Source organism: Myxococcales bacterium (assembly GCA_012517325.1).
In the GTDB taxonomy this organism is placed as follows: domain Bacteria; phylum Lernaellota; class Lernaellaia; order Lernaellales; family Lernaellaceae; genus JAAYVF01.
This window is the reverse complement of the sequence record JAAYVF010000087.1, coordinates 26458-43485: the sequence shown is the minus strand read 5'-3', so window position 1 is coordinate 43485 and position 17028 is coordinate 26458. Positions and strand designations below refer to the sequence as shown.

The window sequence follows — 17028 nt, the reverse complement described above, 5'->3', positions numbered from 1 at the left end:
CGCCGCCGGTGGAGGTTCAAGCGCGGCGGTTACAACTCTTTCCGGCCGAGGAGGGCGGCGGCCAGCAGGCCGGCCAGAAAGGCGTAGTGGATCGTGTAGGGCAGGCCGAGCAGCCAGACGGCGGCCTCGGGCGGCTGGTACACAAAGTCGCGGAAAGAAAGGTAAAACAGCGAAACCGACGGGCTCAGCCAATACAGCGCCTTGGCGATCGGGGTGATCGTCGCGACCAGGCCGCCCGGCAACCATTCCGCCGCCCGGGCCAGGGCCTTGGCGGTGTAAAAACCGTCGTCGGCGAACAGCACCAGCACCGCCGCCGCGAAACGCGGCATCGCCTGCCCCAGGCAGAGCGCCAGCGACAGCACCAGCAAATGCCCCGGCAGCAGCGCCAGTTGGAAGGTCAGCATCGCCGGATGGAACGGCACGCCCTTGAGCAGGGCCGCGACGGTCAGGGCGACGGCGACGCCTGCCGCCAGCAGGGCGAGCGCGAGCCAGCCGCCGAGCAGTTTGCCGAAAAGGGTTTCCAGCAGGCTGATCGGCCGGGTCAGCGTACTGCGCAGCGTACCGTCGGCCCGGTCGTCGTGCACCAGGTTGATGCCGAGCCAGATCGCCGCCAGCCAGAGCAGCCAGCGCGCCAGGTTGTGCGGCCAGACCAGGTCGTTGAGGCTCGCCGGGGCGCCGCCCGCGGCGTTGGCCAGGTACGTCAGCAGAATCAGGGCGATGAGGATCAAACCGGCCAGGATGTAGCGCGTCCGCGACAGGCGCAGCAGCGTGAAGCGGGAAACGGCGAGCATTCTCATGCCGGTTCTCCTTCCCGCACGACGCGAATGAAGTAGTCTTCCAGTTCGACGCGCGCCGCCTGGGCCGAGACGACGCGCCCGCCGGCCGCCGCGATCCGCCCGGCCAGCGCCGCCAGCGCCGCCGTATCGGGCACCGCCTCCTTCCATAGCCCACCCGGGGCCCGTTCGGCCTCGGGAAAAGCCGCGGGCGGCACGCTTTCGGGCAGCGAAAAGCGCACGTCGATCAACTCGGTCTTCGTCAACAGGTCGGCCAGCAGACCTTCGGCCCGCAACCGGCCCTTATCCAGTATGGCGATGCGGTTGCACAGCCGTTCGACCTCGCCCAACAGATGGCTGTTGAGGAACAGGGTCACGCCGTCGGCGGCCAGCTTTTGCAACAGGTCGCGAATCTCGCGCCGCCCGATAGGGTCCAGGCCGCGCGTCGGCTCGTCGAGGAAAAACAGCTTCGGCCGGTGCAGGATCGCGCCGGCGATGCCCGCCCGCTGCTTCATGCCCTTGCTGTAAGTGGCGATGGGCCGGTCGGCCGAGCTTTCCAGTCCGACCAGGCGCAAAACCTCCGCGACCCGCCCGCGCAGTTCGGGGCCGCGCAGGCCGCACAGGCGGCCGAAGTAGGCCAGGTGTTCGCGTCCGGTGGCGCCTTGGAAGAATTGCGGTTCCTCGGGCAGATACGCCGCCCGGGCGAACAGCGTCCGCCGGTCGGGCCGTTCGCGCCCCAGGACCAGCAGCCGGCCGGCGTTCAGCCGCGTCAGGTTGAGGATGCAACGCAGGGCGGTGGTTTTGCCGGCTCCGTTGGCGCCCAGCAGCCCGAAGACGTCGCCTTCCCGCACGGTGAAGGAAACCTGGTCCAGCGCCCGCACCGCGCCGCGCCGCGCGCGAAAGATTTTGGTTGCTTCGACCAATTCGATGAGCGGTTCGTTCATGGTTGACGCGGCTCCAAGCGGCTGCCGGCCGGCGGCAGCGCGTCTTCCAGGGCGCGGAGAAACGCGCCTTTGCGCGCTCCGACCACGCCCTCGCGGGCGTAGCGGACCACGCCGATCCGGTCGATCACGTAAACGGTTGGATAGCGTTTGACTTTAAACGGCTGCCGCCGCGTCGCGCCGCGATCGATCACCACCTCGGCCTCGTTCAGGCCGTAGCGCGCGGCGAAACGGCTGGCCGCTTCCGGCGCGCCGTCGGTCAGCACGGTGATAAAAACCGCCCGGTCGTCGTTGTACTTGTCGCGCCAGGCGGCCAGCGCCTTGCCTTGTTCGTCGCTCGAGGCCAGGGTCGGGTCGAGGAAGACGATCACCAGCACCCGGCCGCGGTCGCGGAACGAATCGTACGCCCCGCCGGCCAGCGTCGGCCCTTGCAGCACCGGCGCGCGCCGCCCTTCGGCCAGCAGGTCGCGTTCGGCGAGGCGTTTGACCGCCAGGTGCAGCGGCAGGCCGAGCAAGACGGCGGCGGCGAGGAGCGCCACGGCCAGCCGGCGGTTGCCGAGCCATTTGCCGAAACGGTCGGTCATTGCTTGCTCTTGATCACGGGTTCCGGGTCGCCGGCCGCGACCGGGCCGAATTGGCCGGTGCGGACGAAATATTCCACTTGCGCGGCGACGAGCGGGTCGGGCGCGACGGCGTCGTTCAGCTCCGCCATTTCGTAGGCGTACCGGTTGCCCTTTTCCTTGATTTTGGCCAGTTCCTTTTTCCAGTCCGCGATGCCCAGGCGATATTTGCGGTAATTTTCCAGCCGCTCGGTCTGGCCCTGGAAAAATTGCGCGACGCGATTCGACCCGCCGGCTTCCTTTTCCATCGCCGTGACGTAGGCCTGGTACTGGTCGATCTTCCGCTGCAGGATGTCGCGTTCGCTCAGATCCTGGAACAGCTTTTTCGGCTCGACGAAGGTGATGTCGAACCGGCCGACGTACTGGCCGCCGGCAAAGAGGCAGGCGGTCGGCACGTCGTGCATGATCTCGACCCGGTGGGTGATCTTGCCGGCGTCGTTGCTGCGCAGGACGAAATCGATGCCCGGCACCTGGCCGAGCAATTCCTTGAGCAGCGCGGCGTCCAGGTTGGCCGCCAGCACGATCAGATCGACCTGCGGGCGCAGTTCCGCGACGACCCGCCGGGTGACGTCGATCGGCGAAACGACCTCCACTTCCGACCGCCACACGGTCGCCGGCTCGCGCGGCAGACCGATCACGCCGATCAGGCCGATGCGCAGGCCCCCGCGTTGGACGATCAGCGATTCGCGCCAGAAGTGTTTGCCGGTCTGCTTGTCCAGGACGTTGGCGCCGAGGATCGGCACGGCCATCTTTTCCGCCAGCTTTTTCAGCGGCGCCACGCCGAGGGCGTAATCGCGCTGGCCGAACAGCACGGCGTCGTAGCCGGCGATGCGGTAGGCGTTGGCGATGGTTTCGGCGCGGGCGGCCGCCTTTTCCGGTTCGCCCCAGGGCGCCGGTTCCTCGGGATAGAGGAAATCGCCGCTTTCGACCAGGAGCGTCCGGTCGGCGTTTGCGGCGCGCAATTTTTTCAGGTAGCCGATGCGCCGCGCCAGCCCGCCGAGCGGTTGATTCGCGCAACCGCAATCGGCCAGCCCGCCGCGGGCGTCGTTGGTGAAGGCGAGCGTCACCGCGCCGCGCGGCGGTTTTTCCGGCGTGCAGCCGGCGAGCGCGCCCAGCAACGACACGAGCACCACGAAGAGGATTTTTTTCATTCGGTTTTCCCCGGTTCGCCGCCCGGTTCGGCCGGCGCGGTCAGCAGCCCGGCGACGGGTCCGGCCAGCGGCGGCGCCAGCACCAGGCCGAACGTCCGGCCGGCCATGAAGGCCGCGATGCCGCCCTCGATTTCCCAGCGCGGCAACGGCCGCGCGGCGCTGGCCGACTGGCCGCGGAAGATCGCCGCGCCCCGTTCGGGACGCCCGACGACGCGGGCCAGTTGGGCGGAAAGATCGCTCATCGAAGCATAGGCCTTTTGGGCTGTCAAACCGCGCGTCAGTTTCCACGACCGCCAGTCGAGGTCCGCCGCCAGTTGGTCGAGCGGCAGGCCCGCCAGGCCGTCGAGGTCCAGCCCGTCGTCGCGCAGGGCGGCCATCGGGTCGGCGACCGCCGCCGCCGACACGATCGCCCCCAGGCGGCAGGACGGGTGCACCTTTTTCACCGCCGCGATCAACTGCCCGAGCACCGCCACCAGGCGGCCGGAGCGGGCTTCGCACAAGGCGGCAAACGCCGGATCGGCCAGCCCCTGCCGGGCGCGGCCGCCGGAGTCGAAGGACAGCGCGGCCAGCAATTTCGGCGCGTCGATGGGGCGATTGAAACTCTGTTCGGCCGCGGCGATCGCGCCGGCGGAATAACCCTCGTCGGGCGCGAATTCGAGGTCGCCGCCGAACCAGATGGCGTCGGGACCGGCGGCGGCCAGCTCGGCGGCGATTTGCGCCAGACGCTCGGGCGCGCCGGGGGCGAACAGGTCCAGCGCCCGGGGATCGGCTGCCAGCTCGTTGGTTTTCGGGTCGAAGCGGCGATCCCACTGCTCCGGCGCGGCGTTCTGCACCAGCGTACGGACCGGCAGCACGGCGATCAGCCGCAGGTTGAACTTGTGGGCGTTGGCGATCCAATCGTCGAGTTGATCGCGGCAGACCGGCACGGTCGCCGAGGCGAAATAGGCGCCCGCCGGGCAGGCCGGCCCTTCCTCGCGGGTGAGCGGCGCGGCGCCGGGCAGCTTGTAGGCGTTGATCACCACGGCGTTGTAACCGTTCTTGGCCAGCGAGCCGAGGTATTTTTCGACGTCCTTGCCGTAGTCGAGCGGCAGTTGGTCGGCCCAGGCGGCGACGAGCCGGGGCCACTCGGTCCGCACCTCCGGCAGCGGCAGGATTTGGTCGATCCGGTCGGCCTTTTGCCGCGCCTGCGCCAGGCGGATTTTCACCTCGTCGGCGGACGAACCGATCGGGTAGGCGCGCAGGTAGTGGCTGAAATGCCGCACCGCCGCCGCGTAGCGTTCCTGGCGAAACGCCGCCTCGCCCGCCTTGAACGCCGCGTCCGCCGCGTACGGCGCCTGGGGCGCCAGGCGATAGACCGTGGCGAAATCGCTTTCGGCGTCGACGTACTCGCCGGCGTAAAAGGCCTTGAGCGCTTTTTGATACAGCGCCGCCAGGTCCTCGCCGGCGGCCGAAACGGCCCAGGCCAGGCCCACCAGGGCGCAGAAAAGGCTGACGCGTCGAATCATGGGTTTCATCTAGCGGGATTTGAAAAAAGGTGCAAGTAGAGGATTTTTAAAAAGGGAAATCATCGATCGGATTGGCGAGGATCGATCCGGGAAAAACCGGTATTGCCTTAATGAAAAACAGAAGCCCTCGCAGGGTTTGATAAGCTCAATCGGCGCGATAATCCTCCACCACCGTGAAGTCGAGATATTGAGCTTCTTCTTTGTCGTTTATATTGCCGCAGACATCACTCATATAAAGAATGAGCGGATACGAGCGAATGATCGGAGATGGGAAATAAAAATTATTGGTATCGAGACTCAGATTATATGGTTCTCCTTCCTCATTGCTCGAACAGCCAATATCCTCAAGAATGTACGCTCCGGGAAGAATTTTTTCGATTTCATACCGGTATATCTCATTAGGATTTGGATTAATGGTAATGCGGCCGCCGATCAGATTGCAATCCGGATCCTCGTATTCGATCGCCAGCGCGAGGGTATCGGACAGGTGAACGGTTGCCGGCATTTCGACTTCCTCGCCATTCACCAAGAGGGTTGTACTGAACAACGCCGGTTCCCAATCATCTCCTTGATGTTCACTGCAATAATCCGACGTATCATCATCCGTGTCATCGCCGCTGTCGTCATCCATGCTGCTTGAAGTATCATCATTGTCGTTATCGTTATCGTCATCATCCAAATTGCTGTCGTTATTGTTATCGTCATTGTCGTCGTCATCGGTTGAACAAGCGAAGGAGAGGTAAAGTCCTATAACCATTGCTAAGAATATCACGAACAGGCCTTTGCGTTTCATTGCTTATCCGACTTGCCTTTGTCTAATCTTCCACCACCGTGAAATCGAGATATTGAATTTCGTCATTATCGTTGATGTTGAGACAATCATCCACCAGAACCAAACGTAATGGATTGATCCGTTCGATTGATGCCGGAAAATAGAAGTGGCTTGTTTCCAACGGCAGATAATAGGGTTCTCCGTCGATGACACTGGAACAGCCAATGTCTGGAAGTAGGTATGGGTTTTGGATGATCTCCAGCATTTCCTCATTGTATGGTTCATTCGGTTCTGGTGTAATCCCTGCCTTCCAGAGATCGCAATCAGGATCATCGTATTCGATCGCCAGCGCGAGGGTATCGGACAGGTGAACGGTTGCCGGCATTTCTACCGCAATTCCGTTCACCATCAAAGTTGCGTTAAACAGCGCCGGTTCCCATAAGTCGCCCTGATGTTCCTCGCAATAATCCGCAGAATCGTTATCGTCATCGTCATCGCCGCCGTTGTCGTCATCCGCGGAACTGGAAGAATCATCATCGTCCTCGTAATCATTGTCCTGATCGCTGTCATGGTCCTCGTTATCGTTGTCATCGTCATCGTCGGCGAAACAGGCAAGGCCGATTGTTATACCCACCAATGTAAAAAATATTAGACTGACAGTGTATTTATCTGACATTTGGTTATTCCTCCCCATAATCGACGCCGTTATCAGAGGCATATCCATCCCAATCGTTTTGACCGAGATAGGAGAGAGTCTCGACCGCCGATTCCATCAGGTCTTCATAGATGGTTTCCTGCACCCAATTTGGTGTGTCGGACCAGACGTAAATGTCGGCGATTTCGCTGAGCGTTAGTTCTACCGCGGTATATAAATCCCAAAGGAAATTGGTCACATCGCCTTCCACACCTTTTCCATCGCAATCTGAATCGACGCAACAGGGTACGGTTGTGATGTAACTACCACTAGTGCCGCAATCGTTGCTGCCATATTCGCAATCATCAGGATAGGCGGCGTCATTCCAGGCGGCTGATCCATAGAAATCGGCAAATCCTTCCCAAACAGCGGCGGATTTCCACTCCAGAGAATGATATCGATGATCGCAAATATTACCATTATTTACGCAAGGGCAATCGGGATCGTTAAGAAGGTAAGTGTTGTGATGATCCACATTGAATTTTCTTTCATCGAGTAAGTCATGGCCGGTTTCATGTGAGACACAAAACTTATTGTCGCGGCAACCCGCACCAAGAAAACAACCTTGCTCACTACGATGACAAGCAGAATCCGGTTCGAGAGGATCGCATGGTTCGGTGTAATAATAAACACTATGACCAGATACTCCCGCCGGCCGCCGATCGACCGAAAAGCCAGCCGCCGCCATCACATTCGAAACTTTCCACGTACTGTTATAGGAATAGACAAAAGGTCCAGCGTCGCCGGAAATCGGTGGATGAAAAGCAGTGGCGACGATCTGCGTATGTTGAACGCCACCTTCGTAGGCGCTTTTCGCATAGATATAATTGGAATTGTGCAATTGCGCCTTCGCGGTCAGTTTGATCCGATAGGTTTTGGCCGTGTCGAGATTGAGGTTCACGCAACCGTCGAAATCCGTATAATCGCTCTTGACCGTGATCGGGTTTCCCGAGTCGGTGATGTCCGTAAAGATCGCATGAATTCCGTATGCCTTTTGATCGACCGCGTTGTTTTCATAGTAATCGCCTTGGGCGGCGTTGCTGAATTCCACGTCGTATTTGAAGCAAATGTCGAAATTGCGGGTAAACGCTTCGGCCGATGTCGACAGGAACAACAATATCGACGAAACGACAACGGTTGCCAAGTGTGTTCTCATTTCTGGTTATCCCTCCTAAATAGTCGTCGACCTACCCTCTAGATGCCGGGGCCGATATCCTCAATCCATTCGCCGTCATGGTTCTCGGCCAATATTCGGGTGACCTCGGCCTGCCCTTGGTCGGTGGTAAAGCCATAAGGATAAATTTCCTCGCGAGCGGAAAAATCCATGATTTCGACGCGCGCCTCATCTTCGTTGATCGCCACGAAAAGCGGCGCGAGCATTTGGTGATACTTATTTCCGCCCGATTCGATGGCCGGTACGAACAAATCGACCTTGATGGTCGTGGTGTATTCATATTGTTTGTCGTGCAGGGTCAACGCGGGTAATGCGTCCAAGGGAACATAAAGAACTTGATTCTTCGGCAAAAAAATTTCGGTCGCGGCGATTTCCTTTTCCAGCGATCCAATGCGATCCCTGACCGTAAGGCGAAGCGATTTATCTTTTATTTTCGAGCCGGTGATTTTTAGCGTGGAAACGTCGCAGGCTTCCTTGGCATCCCAATCACACCATCCTTTTGCCGACCATTCGGCAAAGGCGCCGTCGCCCAGTTGTTCGTCCTCGAAAACATCGACTTTGTCACGATGGTTGATGAGTGAAACGGTCGAGGACTTCTCGTTTTCGGCGCTTTGAGAATTGGTTTCATGGTTGACCAGCGCGATCACGCCGAAAACCGGAAAGAGAAGAAGGAAAATAAGAAAGCAACGCTTCACCACTGTTCCCCTCCATTGAAAAAATCCCCTATTCGGTCAAGAGAAGACGCAAAACAAGTATATCTCGGTGATAAATATTGTCAATAACAAACATATTTATATCAAAGATTTGATATGTTCATGATCGCGACCAAACGGGTTGCTGTCGAGGGCGAGACAAAAATCTGCACTTCCGGCCGAGTGAGTCTTTGGCGGCAAGTGGAGTGAACTTTATCCTTTTCAAAGGAAAGCGATTTCTCGACTCGCCCGCGAGGCGCGGGCTCGCTTGATAGGACGAGATAAAAGTCGGCCATTCCGGCCGGGAAGGCTTCGTTTTACTTTTTCAGCAAGGCGAACGGATTGAAGCCGAAGCCGATCTTGAGAATCAGAAACAGCGTGAGCAAAAAGCCCAGCGCCGCCGCGACGGCCAGGACGATCTTGATGATGCCCGCGCGGCGGATCTGATCGGCTTCGAGCGTGAAGCGCGGGATGGTCGCCAGCACCGACTGGTTGGCGAACCGCGACAGGTCGTCGTCGTCGCGGAAGCTGTGATCGAGGTGCTCGGCGACGAAAATGGCGATCAGGCCGATGATCAGGCCGAGGGTGAAGGAGAGGGCGACCAGCCGCGGGCGGTTCGGGCTGTAGGGTTTTTCCGGGAAGCGCGCTTCGTCGATGATCTTGAACTGGCGGCCCTTCTGCTGCGATTCCAGTTCCTCGGACTGCTTGGCTTCCATGTGTTTCTTCTGCAGGTCCTGGTAGGTTTCGCGCAGTTTCGTCAGGTCGCGTTCCAGCACCGACAGTTCCTGTTCGACGGCCGGCGAGCCGGAAACGCGGTTGGTCAGTTCGGCCACCTGTCCCATGATGCTGCCGCGCTGCTTCTCCATCGAGCGGATTTCCAGGGTGGTCTGCTGCAGCCGTTCGAACATCATGCGGTTGACCGAATTGACGTGGTATTGCTTGCCGTCCACCGTCTGGTCGCTGCCGATGTCGCTTTTCAGCTTGGCGATCTTGGACTTGAGTTCCTTCACGTCCGGGTGCTCGGCGGTGAGGGTCTGTTCCATCTGCGTCAGTTGCGCCTGAAGCTGTTCGAGCTGATCCTGCATGGTGACGATCTGGCCCGAACCCGCGGCCATCAACTGGCCCTGCACCTGCGCCATCTGCGTTTCGAGCAGCACCTTCCGGTCCTCGGCGGCGGCCATCTGCTCGCCGAGGCTTTGCAATTGCGCCTGCAGGCGGTCGAGGGTGCGCTGGTTGGCTTCCATCTGCTCGGGCAGCGCGCCGATGTGCTCCCGCTTGAACGCGGCGACCTTCTGCTCCTGCTTGTCGAGCTGTTCCTTGATTTCGTTCAATTGTTGCGCCAGGAACTCGGCCGTGGCGGTGGCGGCCTTCTGCCGGTCGCCGTAGGTTTCGCTGATGAACATCTGGGCGAGGCGGTTGGTGACGTTCTGCACGGTCAGGGGGTCGTCGCCGGTGTAGCTGATGGCGAACATGTCCTTGCCGTTGACGGTGATCTTGATGTTCGAGCGCATCCGCCCGATCCGGTCCTCGGTCGGCCCGTTGGCCATCTCGGGAAACAGTTCGTAGGTCTGAATGACGTTGAGCAGCAGGGTTTCGGAGAGGATCTGTTCGCGCACGGTGCGCACGCGGTCTTCAATGGCGTTGGTGACGGTGGACGGCACCAGTTCGCCCGAGACGTCGCCGCCGGAAACCAGGATCGTCGTCTGGGCGCGGTAGATGTTACTCATGAAGAGGCTGGCGAAGGCGGTCACGATCGTCAGGGTCACCACGGGAATGACCAGCAGCCATTTGCGGTAACGCAAAATGGAGATGTATTCCTCCAGGGCGAACTTTTTGACGCTCGGTTCGGCGCCCAGGCTGTTTGACGTGACGATGTCGTTCAAATCTCGATCTCCCTACCCGGTGGGAGCGAAGGACCGCCCCGGCGGTGCTTCGCTCGCGGTTCGTAGCGCACGAAGGACAAATCACGCACCGGCACCCGGCGCCCGTCCGCCGTCAGACCTTCGGCCGAAACGATGCGCAGGGCGTCCAGGTCGAGCGGCCGCCGGCGGTCGACCTGCCGGAAGGCGAGGCGCGCCAGCCGGCCCGGGCCGACGATGCGGCTTTCCGGGCGCCGCGGATTTTGGAAGGTCAGCGTCATCCGGCCGGGTTTGATTTCCGTCTGCGGGCGATAGGCGCGGGTCTGATTGGCGTGCCAGACACGCGGCGCGACGAGCCGCGCACGGTCCCAGGCGATCGTCACCCGCAGCTCGGTCAGTTCCAGCGGCCGGTTGCTTTCCAGGCGCACGAAGAAGTCGCGGACGGCGGCGTTGTCGGCCGGCTGCGGCCGCGGCGTTTTTTTGAGCATGGTAATCGGCGGCTCGAGATGCCAGATCACCGCCAGGCAAACGATCCCCACCAGGGCGATCGCGATATGAGGCACAAACCGTTTCAACGTACACCACTCCTTTGCCTGTCAAAGGCCATAAGTTTGTTAACGATACGATACCGAAGGGGTTTTTCGCAAGCGAAAGGTTTCGGCCGTCGGCGGCCGAAAAACGCGCGCCTCGCCCGGAGCGGCCGGGCTGGTGAAAAACCTTCGTCTTCGGCGTAAAATATCCTTCTCCACCTCGGTGCGGGATAGGGGGTTTCCAGATGTCGGCCATTCTTCGGCGGGGTTTCCCGTTCGTTTTGCTGTTGTTTTTGGCGGTCGGCGCGGCGGGCGGTTGCGCCGGCGAGGACTCCGATTCCGATTCGGATCAAACCGCGGATGATGACGATGACCAGACGCCGGACGACGACGACAACGACGACGATCAATCGCCGGGCGACGACGACGATGATGACGACAACGACGACGATGACGACAACGATGACAACGACGACAACGACGACGACACGACCACCGCGGGAACGGCGTGGGAAGACATGAAGCGCGCCGAGGCCAATATCGCCGCGGCCAATTTTTCGATTGCCCTCACCGACTACCGCGTGGCGATCGCCAAACTGACCGACGCCGATCCGGACAACGACGGCCCCGTCGAGCCCATGGACCTCGCTCGTTGCCGGTACGGCCGGACGCTGATGCAACTGATCGTCCCGCTGCCGCTGATCGAGGATTTCATCGGCGACTTTCTCGATCCGGCCAAATCGGAAACGGGGTGGAAGGACCTCCCGACCTCGCTGATCACCGTCTACCTGCTTGAAATCATCCTGCCGATGTTCGACGAGATGATCGCGGACCTCGCGCCGGCGCGGGCCGACGAGAACTTTGTCTACCGCCTGCCGCCGATCCGGTTCGTCTGGTTCGACCACGCGATCGAGCTGCCGGGCGAGACGGTCGATGGCCGGGGCGAGCACGATCGCGCCGAGGCGCACCTGCTGGCCGCGCTGTGCTACGAGGCGCGCGCGGTGCTGCGGCACGTCGCGGCGCACGACCTGGACAACGGCGCGATGAACATCGATTACTGGCTGGCGCTGCTGCAAAACCTGGATCTGCTGGTCCAGGAAATGGACCGCTTTCCGAATTTTCTGACGCTGCACGACCCGGCCGATCCCGACGGTATCGACTGCTACGCGCTGCTGGCCGGCGCCAAGCGGGACACGCAACTGGCGCTGGGCGCGCTGACCGACGACAACGACGGCGACGGGCATTACTGGTTGGACGACAACGACACGCCGCTCAATCCGTTCGACGATTTCGTCGATCCGGGGGAGATCGGCGACGACTGGCTCGACGCCCTGCGCCGGGAGACCGACGATCAGACCGACGATGTCGTGCGCTGGCGGAACGACCGGCTGGCGCTGAACATCCGGCTCGACGGCGAGTTGATCGGCGGTGAAACCAACGCCCTGCTCAATGCCGTCTTGGCGCTGATGACCGACGACGCCCTGACGGCGGTCGCGCAAAGCTGGTTCGGCAGCGACCCGCCCGAAGAGCAGGCCGACGACGGCTACGACAACGATTTCGCGCTTGGCCAATCCACCGCGCTGACCGCGACCACGTTGACCGACGCCACGGCCGCCTGGACGCCCGGCGCGCTGGTCGGCGCCGTGCTCAACCCGAACGTCGAGCAGGCCGAGCAATACGAGGCGTTGCAGGTGTTCGCCATCACCGCCAACACCGCGACCGCGGTGACGGTCGCGGGCGACCTCACCGCCGTGGCCGCCGCAGGCGATACCTACTCGATCGGCGACGGCATGGTCGACGACCGTCCGCTGGACTTGTCATTGCTCCTGAACCTGTTCACGGCGTCCTACGTGCCGGCGGACGCCGCGACGGGCCTGTTTCTGGCGGCGATCTACGACAACCTCGTCAGCGTCCGCGACATCCTGCCGCTGTTCGATCTGGCGGCCGGCGATCCGGAACTGCATTACTTCGTCGTCGACCGCACCGAGAGTTTCATCGACAACAACGACAACGGCGTCTGGGATCCGGGAATCGACACCCTGCTCGACGCGGACCATGCCTACGACGGCCGAAGCTACGCCGCGGACGGCGCGTACGAGCCCTACTACTTCTATTTCGCCGATCCGACCTTCGGCGGCGCGCTGACCCTCGGCGGCGGCTGGGAAGGATTGGACCCACACGACGCGGTGAACCGGATCCTTTCGGCTTTGCTGGTTGGGCTCGGGAAAGGAGGCCGGCCATGAAGCGCGCGGTTTGCCTCGCTTGGCTGGCGGCCTTGTTGTGTCTGGCGGGCTGCGCCGGTTCGTGGTTCGGCGACGATCATCACTCCAGCCGGTCCGCCGGCGCCACGGACGAACGACCGGCGGGCGATCCGGCGGCGGTGTCGGTGGCGGACGACGATGACGACGACGATGACGCCTCGCCGCTCTTTCCCAAGTCGCCGGAGCCGCACCACCTGATCGTGATCGACGGCCTGAATCTGACGGACGCGGAGCGGCTGCTGTTCGTTTCGTTGCAGGGCGTGCTTGCGCAGACCGAGCCGCGCCTTTATTTCGACCCGTCGCCGCTGCCCTACAACGACGGCACGCACGAGGAAGAGGGCCGCTGGCTGACGGAAATGCAGACCAAATGGGGCGTCACCAGCGAGACAGCCGCCGATCCCTGGGCCGTGTTCGACGGCTTCCTCGGCGATGTTTCGGGCTACGTCGTTTACGATCCGGATTTGCCGCAAACGGTGAACGTGGCGACGACACTGGCCGGATTGCGTCAGGCGGTGATCGCCCACCCGGATCTGATTCCGGCGCTCGAGGGGCGCGGCCTGCCGCTCGTCGAGGATCTGCGCGGGCGCTTCGCGGACCACGTCGAACTTTATACCTGGGCGTTCGCGGAACTCTGGCTCGACTGCAACCACGAGATCATGGCGTTTCTGCAGGACGGGCTGATGCCGCTGCGCGATTACCTGATCGCCCAGCGCGTCTTCACCCTGCAACTGGACCCGCACCATTACGCCGAACGGCCGCTGCTCGAGGAAATCCTCGCCGCCACCCCGCGCGATATCCCGATCCTCGGCTGGCCGCTCGACGAATTGCTCGGCGTGATACTCTTCTCGCAGTACGGCAAGTACCTGGTGGCGGCCGATTACACGCCGAACCTCAGCGCGCATTCCGGCCTGCCGCCGCTGCCGATCACCCAGGAGCACGTCGTCGATTGGCCGGAGGTCGAAAACCGGATTCACGTGGCGTTCGCCTACACCGACGGCGATTCGCTGGCCTACGCCAACCGCTGGATGCCCGACTGGTTCGATGACCCGGCCTACGGCGAACTGCCGATCGGCTGGGAGCTGTCGTGCAGCCTGTACGATCTGGCCCCGGACGTGCTCGGTTTCTACTACGACCGGATGGACGAAAACGATTTCGTCCTCGGCCCGGTGTCGGGCGTCGGCTACATCTATCCCAACCGCTACCCCGACCTCGACCCGTTTCTGGCCAAATCGAAAACCTGCCTCGATCGCGCGGCGATGCGCACGCTGTGGCTGCTCAACGACGACCTGACCCTGTCCGACGATCTCGCCAACCGCTACGGCGCGGCGCTCGATCTGCTCGGCATCTACATGGATTACTGGCCGACGGCCGACAAGGGTTGGTATTTTTCGACGAACGGCACGCCGGTGGTGCACAGCCAGTACACCTACCTGGTCGGGCCGGAGCAGATCGGCGACATCCTGGCGGAGGCCGCGATCGCCAAGGAATATTTCTATCCGGATGTGCCGACGTTCGTGTTCATCGGCGTCAACGGGTGGGTCACCTCGCCGACCTATATCCAATCGTTCGTCGCCGGCCTGGACGACCGCTACCGGGTGGTGCGGCCCGATGCGCTGTTCGCCGCGATGCGCGCCGCGCGCGAGCGCGGCTGGGCGCGCTAGTCGGCCGGGCGCCGGACGATTTCGAGCAACGCCCTCCGAACATAGTTGGAACAGTCGTCGCAGTCGGCATCGTTTTTGCCGTAATAGCTGACGGGCAAGTAGACATCGTAAAGGCCGTCGTCGCTGATCGTCGGCTCGCCGCCGGGTGAAGCGGAAAAGGACACTTCACCGACCTGCCCGGTCAACGACATGGCGTCAACATAAAGCCAATTCACACCGGGACCGGTCGGAGGTTGTTGGCCGGAGGAATATCGGCACTGTTCTTCGAAGGTGAAGGAAAGCGGTCGACTGTCGATCGGTTCCGCGATCAGATTTGGGTCGTGATACAGCAACAAATCGCCGGCCGGGTCAAGCACCCAGAGCAATGGCTCGTGCGTATCCGCCCAGTCGTGCAGAGGTTGCGATCCGGCAAACAGCAAAACCTCCATTTGATCGGTAAACGGATGTGGCCGGTCGGTTTTCCATTTGAAGGATAGTTGCCAATCGGCGGTTGCGAAAATGATTTTCTCGCCGTCCGGCGTCACGGTCGCCGGGACGAAGGTCCTGCCGTACAACTCGTCGAATTCCTCGGCTTGAAAGTAGAAATACTCCGGGTCGAGCCAGGCGGCGTTTTCCACGTAGGGTTCGGTGCAGACCGGCGGGTAGACAAATGCGTCGTCATCCGTTCCCGAGTCGTTATTGTCGTCATCGTCATTGTCGCTGGAATGGTCGCAGGAAACGGTGAAAAAGGCGCCGAGAAGAAGAAAAAGAAAACAAATCATCAGCCGGTTGTTCATTGCCATTTCTCCAAAAATGCCTCGATGGGTGGCTTGAATGCCCGCCTGAATAATTATTTCCTAAAATGATTGTTTTTCAAGCGGCACTCGCGCCTTGATCTTAAACCCTCACGGCCATCGATCCTGAAGGATCGACGACCGTGGCACCAAAGAGTGGCTTTTTTGCAGGATAAAAGGTGTGGCACATCCCTATCGATCCTGTAAATGATGAGTCGGCGGAACGCGGATGCGGCGAAAGAATCAGTAGGCGCGCTCGACGATGAAATGCGCCAGGCCGCGCAAATGTGCGGCTTGGTCGTCGAACGATTCGATGGCGATCAGGGCCTCGGCCAGCAGGCTTTGCAAATACCGGCGAGCCTCGTCCAGGCCCAGGTGGTCGACCCAGGTGGTCTTGCCCTGCCGCAGGTCGGAACCGATCGGCTTGCCCAGTTTGCCCTCCTCGGCGACGACGTCGAGAATGTCGTCGGCGACCTGGAAGGCGAGGCCGATGAGATCGCCGAAGCGGGTCAGCCGCTCGACGGCGGTTTCATCGGCGCCGGCGGCAAGGGCGCCGTCGCGGATCGCGGTCACGATGAGCTTGCCGGTTTTGGCCTGTTCCATGAATTGCAATTCGTCGCGGGTGGAATGGCCGCGTTGGGTGAAGATCATGTCGAGGCTCTGGCCGCCCATCGTGCCCTGCCAGCCGATCGCCTGACTGGTTTCGGCGATGAGGCGCAGCGCCGTCGCGGCGGGCATCCGGCCCTGGCGGCCCGGCAGGGTCAGCACCTCGTAAGCCCACGTCAGCAGGCCGCAGCCGGCCAGCAGCGCCTGGGCTTCGCCGTAGACCACGTGGTTCGAGGGCCGGCCGCGCCGCAGATCATCGTTGTCCATCGCCGGCAGGTCGTCGTGGATCAACGTGTAGGTGTGAATCATCTCCAGGGCGCAGCCGATGGTCAGCGCGACGTCCTCGTCGCCGCCGCAGGCCTCGCAGGCGGCCAGGCACAGGATCGGACGGATCCGTTTGCCGCCCGCGAAGAGCGAATATTCCATCGCTTCCTTGACCAGATGGAACGGTCCCGCGTCGCCCACCGTCAATTCCCGCAGCCGCGTTTCCACTCGCGCCGCGCCGTTCGCCAGGTATTGGTTCAGATCCATGGTCGTCCCGTCGTGTCTATTCGGTGTCGTCATCCGCTCCCTGGTCGATCACGACTTGGAAGAGGGGGGTGTCGAAGGATTTCTTGCAGCCGTCCTTGTGTTCGGCGATCACGCGGAAAAACAGCGTGCAGGTGCCCGTTTCGCACACCTCGTCGCCGTTGAACGTGCGGATGTATTTGTAGGGGTCGTCCTCGACCCGCACCAGATCGAAGGTCTTGTTGTTGGACCGGCCGTCGACCAGGTAAAGCTGCGCGATCACGCGGTCGAGTTCGCGGTTGACCTGTTTGTCGCGCATCTTGATCCACAGCACGAATTGGGTGTCGGCGACGCCGGTCTCGGGCAGGAGTTGCATATCGGCGAACGACGGGCAGGAATCCTCGTCGTCGTCCGAACCGTCGTCGCAACCGCCGAGCGCCAGCAGCGCCGCCGCCATTAGCAAGCCAAGCATCAGCCAACGGAAACGCAAGGTTCCCCTCCGGGTTAGT

The 17028-nt window shown here is 61.7% G+C and carries 15 protein-coding genes and 1 pseudogene; 2 read left to right on the top strand and 14 right to left on the bottom strand.

Translation table 11 applies throughout. The features are described from left to right. Positions 1–29: 29 nt before the first annotated feature. The 11 genes and pseudogenes from GX444_15555 to GX444_15505 form a co-directional block, all read right to left on the bottom strand. Positions 30–797: an ABC transporter permease subunit gene (locus tag GX444_15555; protein NLH49995.1), complete on the bottom strand. Its 768-nt coding sequence runs from the start codon at positions 795–797 to the stop codon at positions 30–32. Continuing rightward, positions 794–1717: an ABC transporter ATP-binding protein gene (locus GX444_15550; protein ID NLH49994.1), complete on the bottom strand. Its 924-nt coding sequence runs from the start codon at positions 1715–1717 to the stop codon at positions 794–796. Before GX444_15550 ends, GX444_15555 begins: the two co-directional genes overlap by 4 nt. After that, positions 1714–2298 (bottom strand): TlpA family protein disulfide reductase, encoded by a 585-nt coding sequence (locus tag GX444_15545; protein ID NLH49993.1) that lies wholly within the window; start codon positions 2296–2298, stop codon positions 1714–1716. The genes GX444_15550 and GX444_15545 overlap by 4 nt, the downstream gene beginning before the upstream one ends. Beyond that, positions 2295–3485, bottom strand: a complete 1191-nt coding sequence (locus GX444_15540; GenBank protein ID NLH49992.1) for a hypothetical protein — start codon at positions 3483–3485, stop codon at positions 2295–2297. The genes GX444_15545 and GX444_15540 overlap by 4 nt, the downstream gene beginning before the upstream one ends. Next, entirely contained in the window at positions 3482–4990 is a 1509-nt protein-coding gene (bamD, locus tag GX444_15535; GenBank protein NLH49991.1) for an outer membrane protein assembly factor BamD, read from the bottom strand. The genes GX444_15540 and bamD overlap by 4 nt, the downstream gene beginning before the upstream one ends. Positions 4991–5585: 595 nt before the next feature. Further along, positions 5586–5783, bottom strand: a pseudogene (locus tag GX444_15530) (ATPase). 22 nt (positions 5784–5805) lie between these two features. Then, positions 5806–6438 (bottom strand): hypothetical protein, encoded by a 633-nt coding sequence (locus GX444_15525; protein ID NLH49990.1) that lies wholly within the window; start codon positions 6436–6438, stop codon positions 5806–5808. A gap of 4 nt (positions 6439–6442) precedes the next feature. After that, positions 6443–7612 carry a hypothetical protein gene (locus GX444_15520; protein ID NLH49989.1) on the bottom strand — a complete coding sequence of 390 codons (1170 nt, stop codon included), beginning with the start codon at positions 7610–7612 and terminating at the stop codon, positions 6443–6445. Positions 7613–7650: 38 nt separating this feature from the next. Further along, a complete protein-coding gene (locus tag GX444_15515; protein NLH49988.1) occupies positions 7651–8328 on the bottom strand; it encodes a hypothetical protein in 678 nt (225 codons plus the stop codon). 311 nt (positions 8329–8639) lie between these two features. Continuing rightward, positions 8640–10205 carry a hypothetical protein gene (locus tag GX444_15510; GenBank protein ID NLH49987.1) on the bottom strand — a complete coding sequence of 522 codons (1566 nt, stop codon included), beginning with the start codon at positions 10203–10205 and terminating at the stop codon, positions 8640–8642. Beyond that, the gene (locus GX444_15505) at positions 10202–10756 is read right to left on the bottom strand and encodes a hypothetical protein (protein NLH49986.1); all 555 of its coding nucleotides are present in this window, start codon (positions 10754–10756) and stop codon (positions 10202–10204) included. Before GX444_15505 ends, GX444_15510 begins: the two co-directional genes overlap by 4 nt. A gap of 200 nt (positions 10757–10956) precedes the next feature. On the opposite strand from GX444_15505, the gene GX444_15500 reads away from it, so the two are divergent. Both GX444_15500 and GX444_15495 read left to right on the top strand, forming a co-directional pair. Continuing rightward, positions 10957–12954, top strand: coding sequence for a hypothetical protein (locus GX444_15500; GenBank protein NLH49985.1), 1998 nt, complete (start codon positions 10957–10959; stop codon positions 12952–12954). Continuing rightward, positions 12951–14633: a hypothetical protein gene (locus tag GX444_15495; GenBank protein NLH49984.1), complete on the top strand. Its 1683-nt coding sequence runs from the start codon at positions 12951–12953 to the stop codon at positions 14631–14633. Before GX444_15500 ends, GX444_15495 begins: the two co-directional genes overlap by 4 nt. Here GX444_15495 and GX444_15490 read toward each other — a convergent pair. The 3 genes from GX444_15490 to GX444_15480 all read right to left on the bottom strand — a co-directional run bounded on the left by GX444_15490 (position 14630) and on the right by GX444_15480 (position 17009). Continuing rightward, on the bottom strand, positions 14630–15409 hold the full coding sequence (locus tag GX444_15490; protein ID NLH49983.1) for a hypothetical protein: 780 nt from the start codon (positions 15407–15409) through the stop codon (positions 14630–14632). The genes GX444_15495 and GX444_15490 overlap by 4 nt on opposite strands. Before the next feature lie 240 nt (positions 15410–15649). Further along, positions 15650–16543 (bottom strand): polyprenyl synthetase family protein, encoded by an 894-nt coding sequence (locus GX444_15485; GenBank protein ID NLH49982.1) that lies wholly within the window; start codon positions 16541–16543, stop codon positions 15650–15652. 16 nt (positions 16544–16559) lie between these two features. Beyond that, positions 16560–17009, bottom strand: coding sequence for a hypothetical protein (locus tag GX444_15480; protein ID NLH49981.1), 450 nt, complete (start codon positions 17007–17009; stop codon positions 16560–16562). Between the last annotated feature and the right edge of the window lie 19 nt (positions 17010–17028).

Bases quoted from the DNA above. Each gene is read 5' to 3' on its own strand.
- GX444_15555 (NLH49995.1), bottom strand. From the start codon at position 797: ATGAGAATGCTCGCCGTTTCCCGCTTCACGCTGCTGCGCCTGTCGCGG.
- GX444_15550 (NLH49994.1), bottom strand. From the start codon at position 1,717: ATGAACGAACCGCTCATCGAATTGGTCGAAGCAACCAAAATCTTTCGC.
- GX444_15545 (NLH49993.1), bottom strand. From the start codon at position 2,298: ATGACCGACCGTTTCGGCAAATGGCTCGGCAACCGCCGGCTGGCCGTG.
- GX444_15540 (NLH49992.1), bottom strand. From the start codon at position 3,485: ATGAAAAAAATCCTCTTCGTGGTGCTCGTGTCGTTGCTGGGCGCGCTC.
- bamD (NLH49991.1), bottom strand. From the start codon at position 4,990: ATGATTCGACGCGTCAGCCTTTTCTGCGCCCTGGTGGGCCTGGCCTGG.
- GX444_15525 (NLH49990.1), bottom strand. From the start codon at position 6,438: ATGTCAGATAAATACACTGTCAGTCTAATATTTTTTACATTGGTGGGT.
- GX444_15520 (NLH49989.1), bottom strand. From the start codon at position 7,612: ATGAGAACACACTTGGCAACCGTTGTCGTTTCGTCGATATTGTTGTTC.
- GX444_15500 (NLH49985.1), top strand. From the start codon at position 10,957: ATGTCGGCCATTCTTCGGCGGGGTTTCCCGTTCGTTTTGCTGTTGTTT.
- GX444_15495 (NLH49984.1), top strand. From the start codon at position 12,951: ATGAAGCGCGCGGTTTGCCTCGCTTGGCTGGCGGCCTTGTTGTGTCTG.
- GX444_15490 (NLH49983.1), bottom strand. From the start codon at position 15,409: ATGAACAACCGGCTGATGATTTGTTTTCTTTTTCTTCTTCTCGGCGCC.
- GX444_15485 (NLH49982.1), bottom strand. From the start codon at position 16,543: ATGGATCTGAACCAATACCTGGCGAACGGCGCGGCGCGAGTGGAAACG.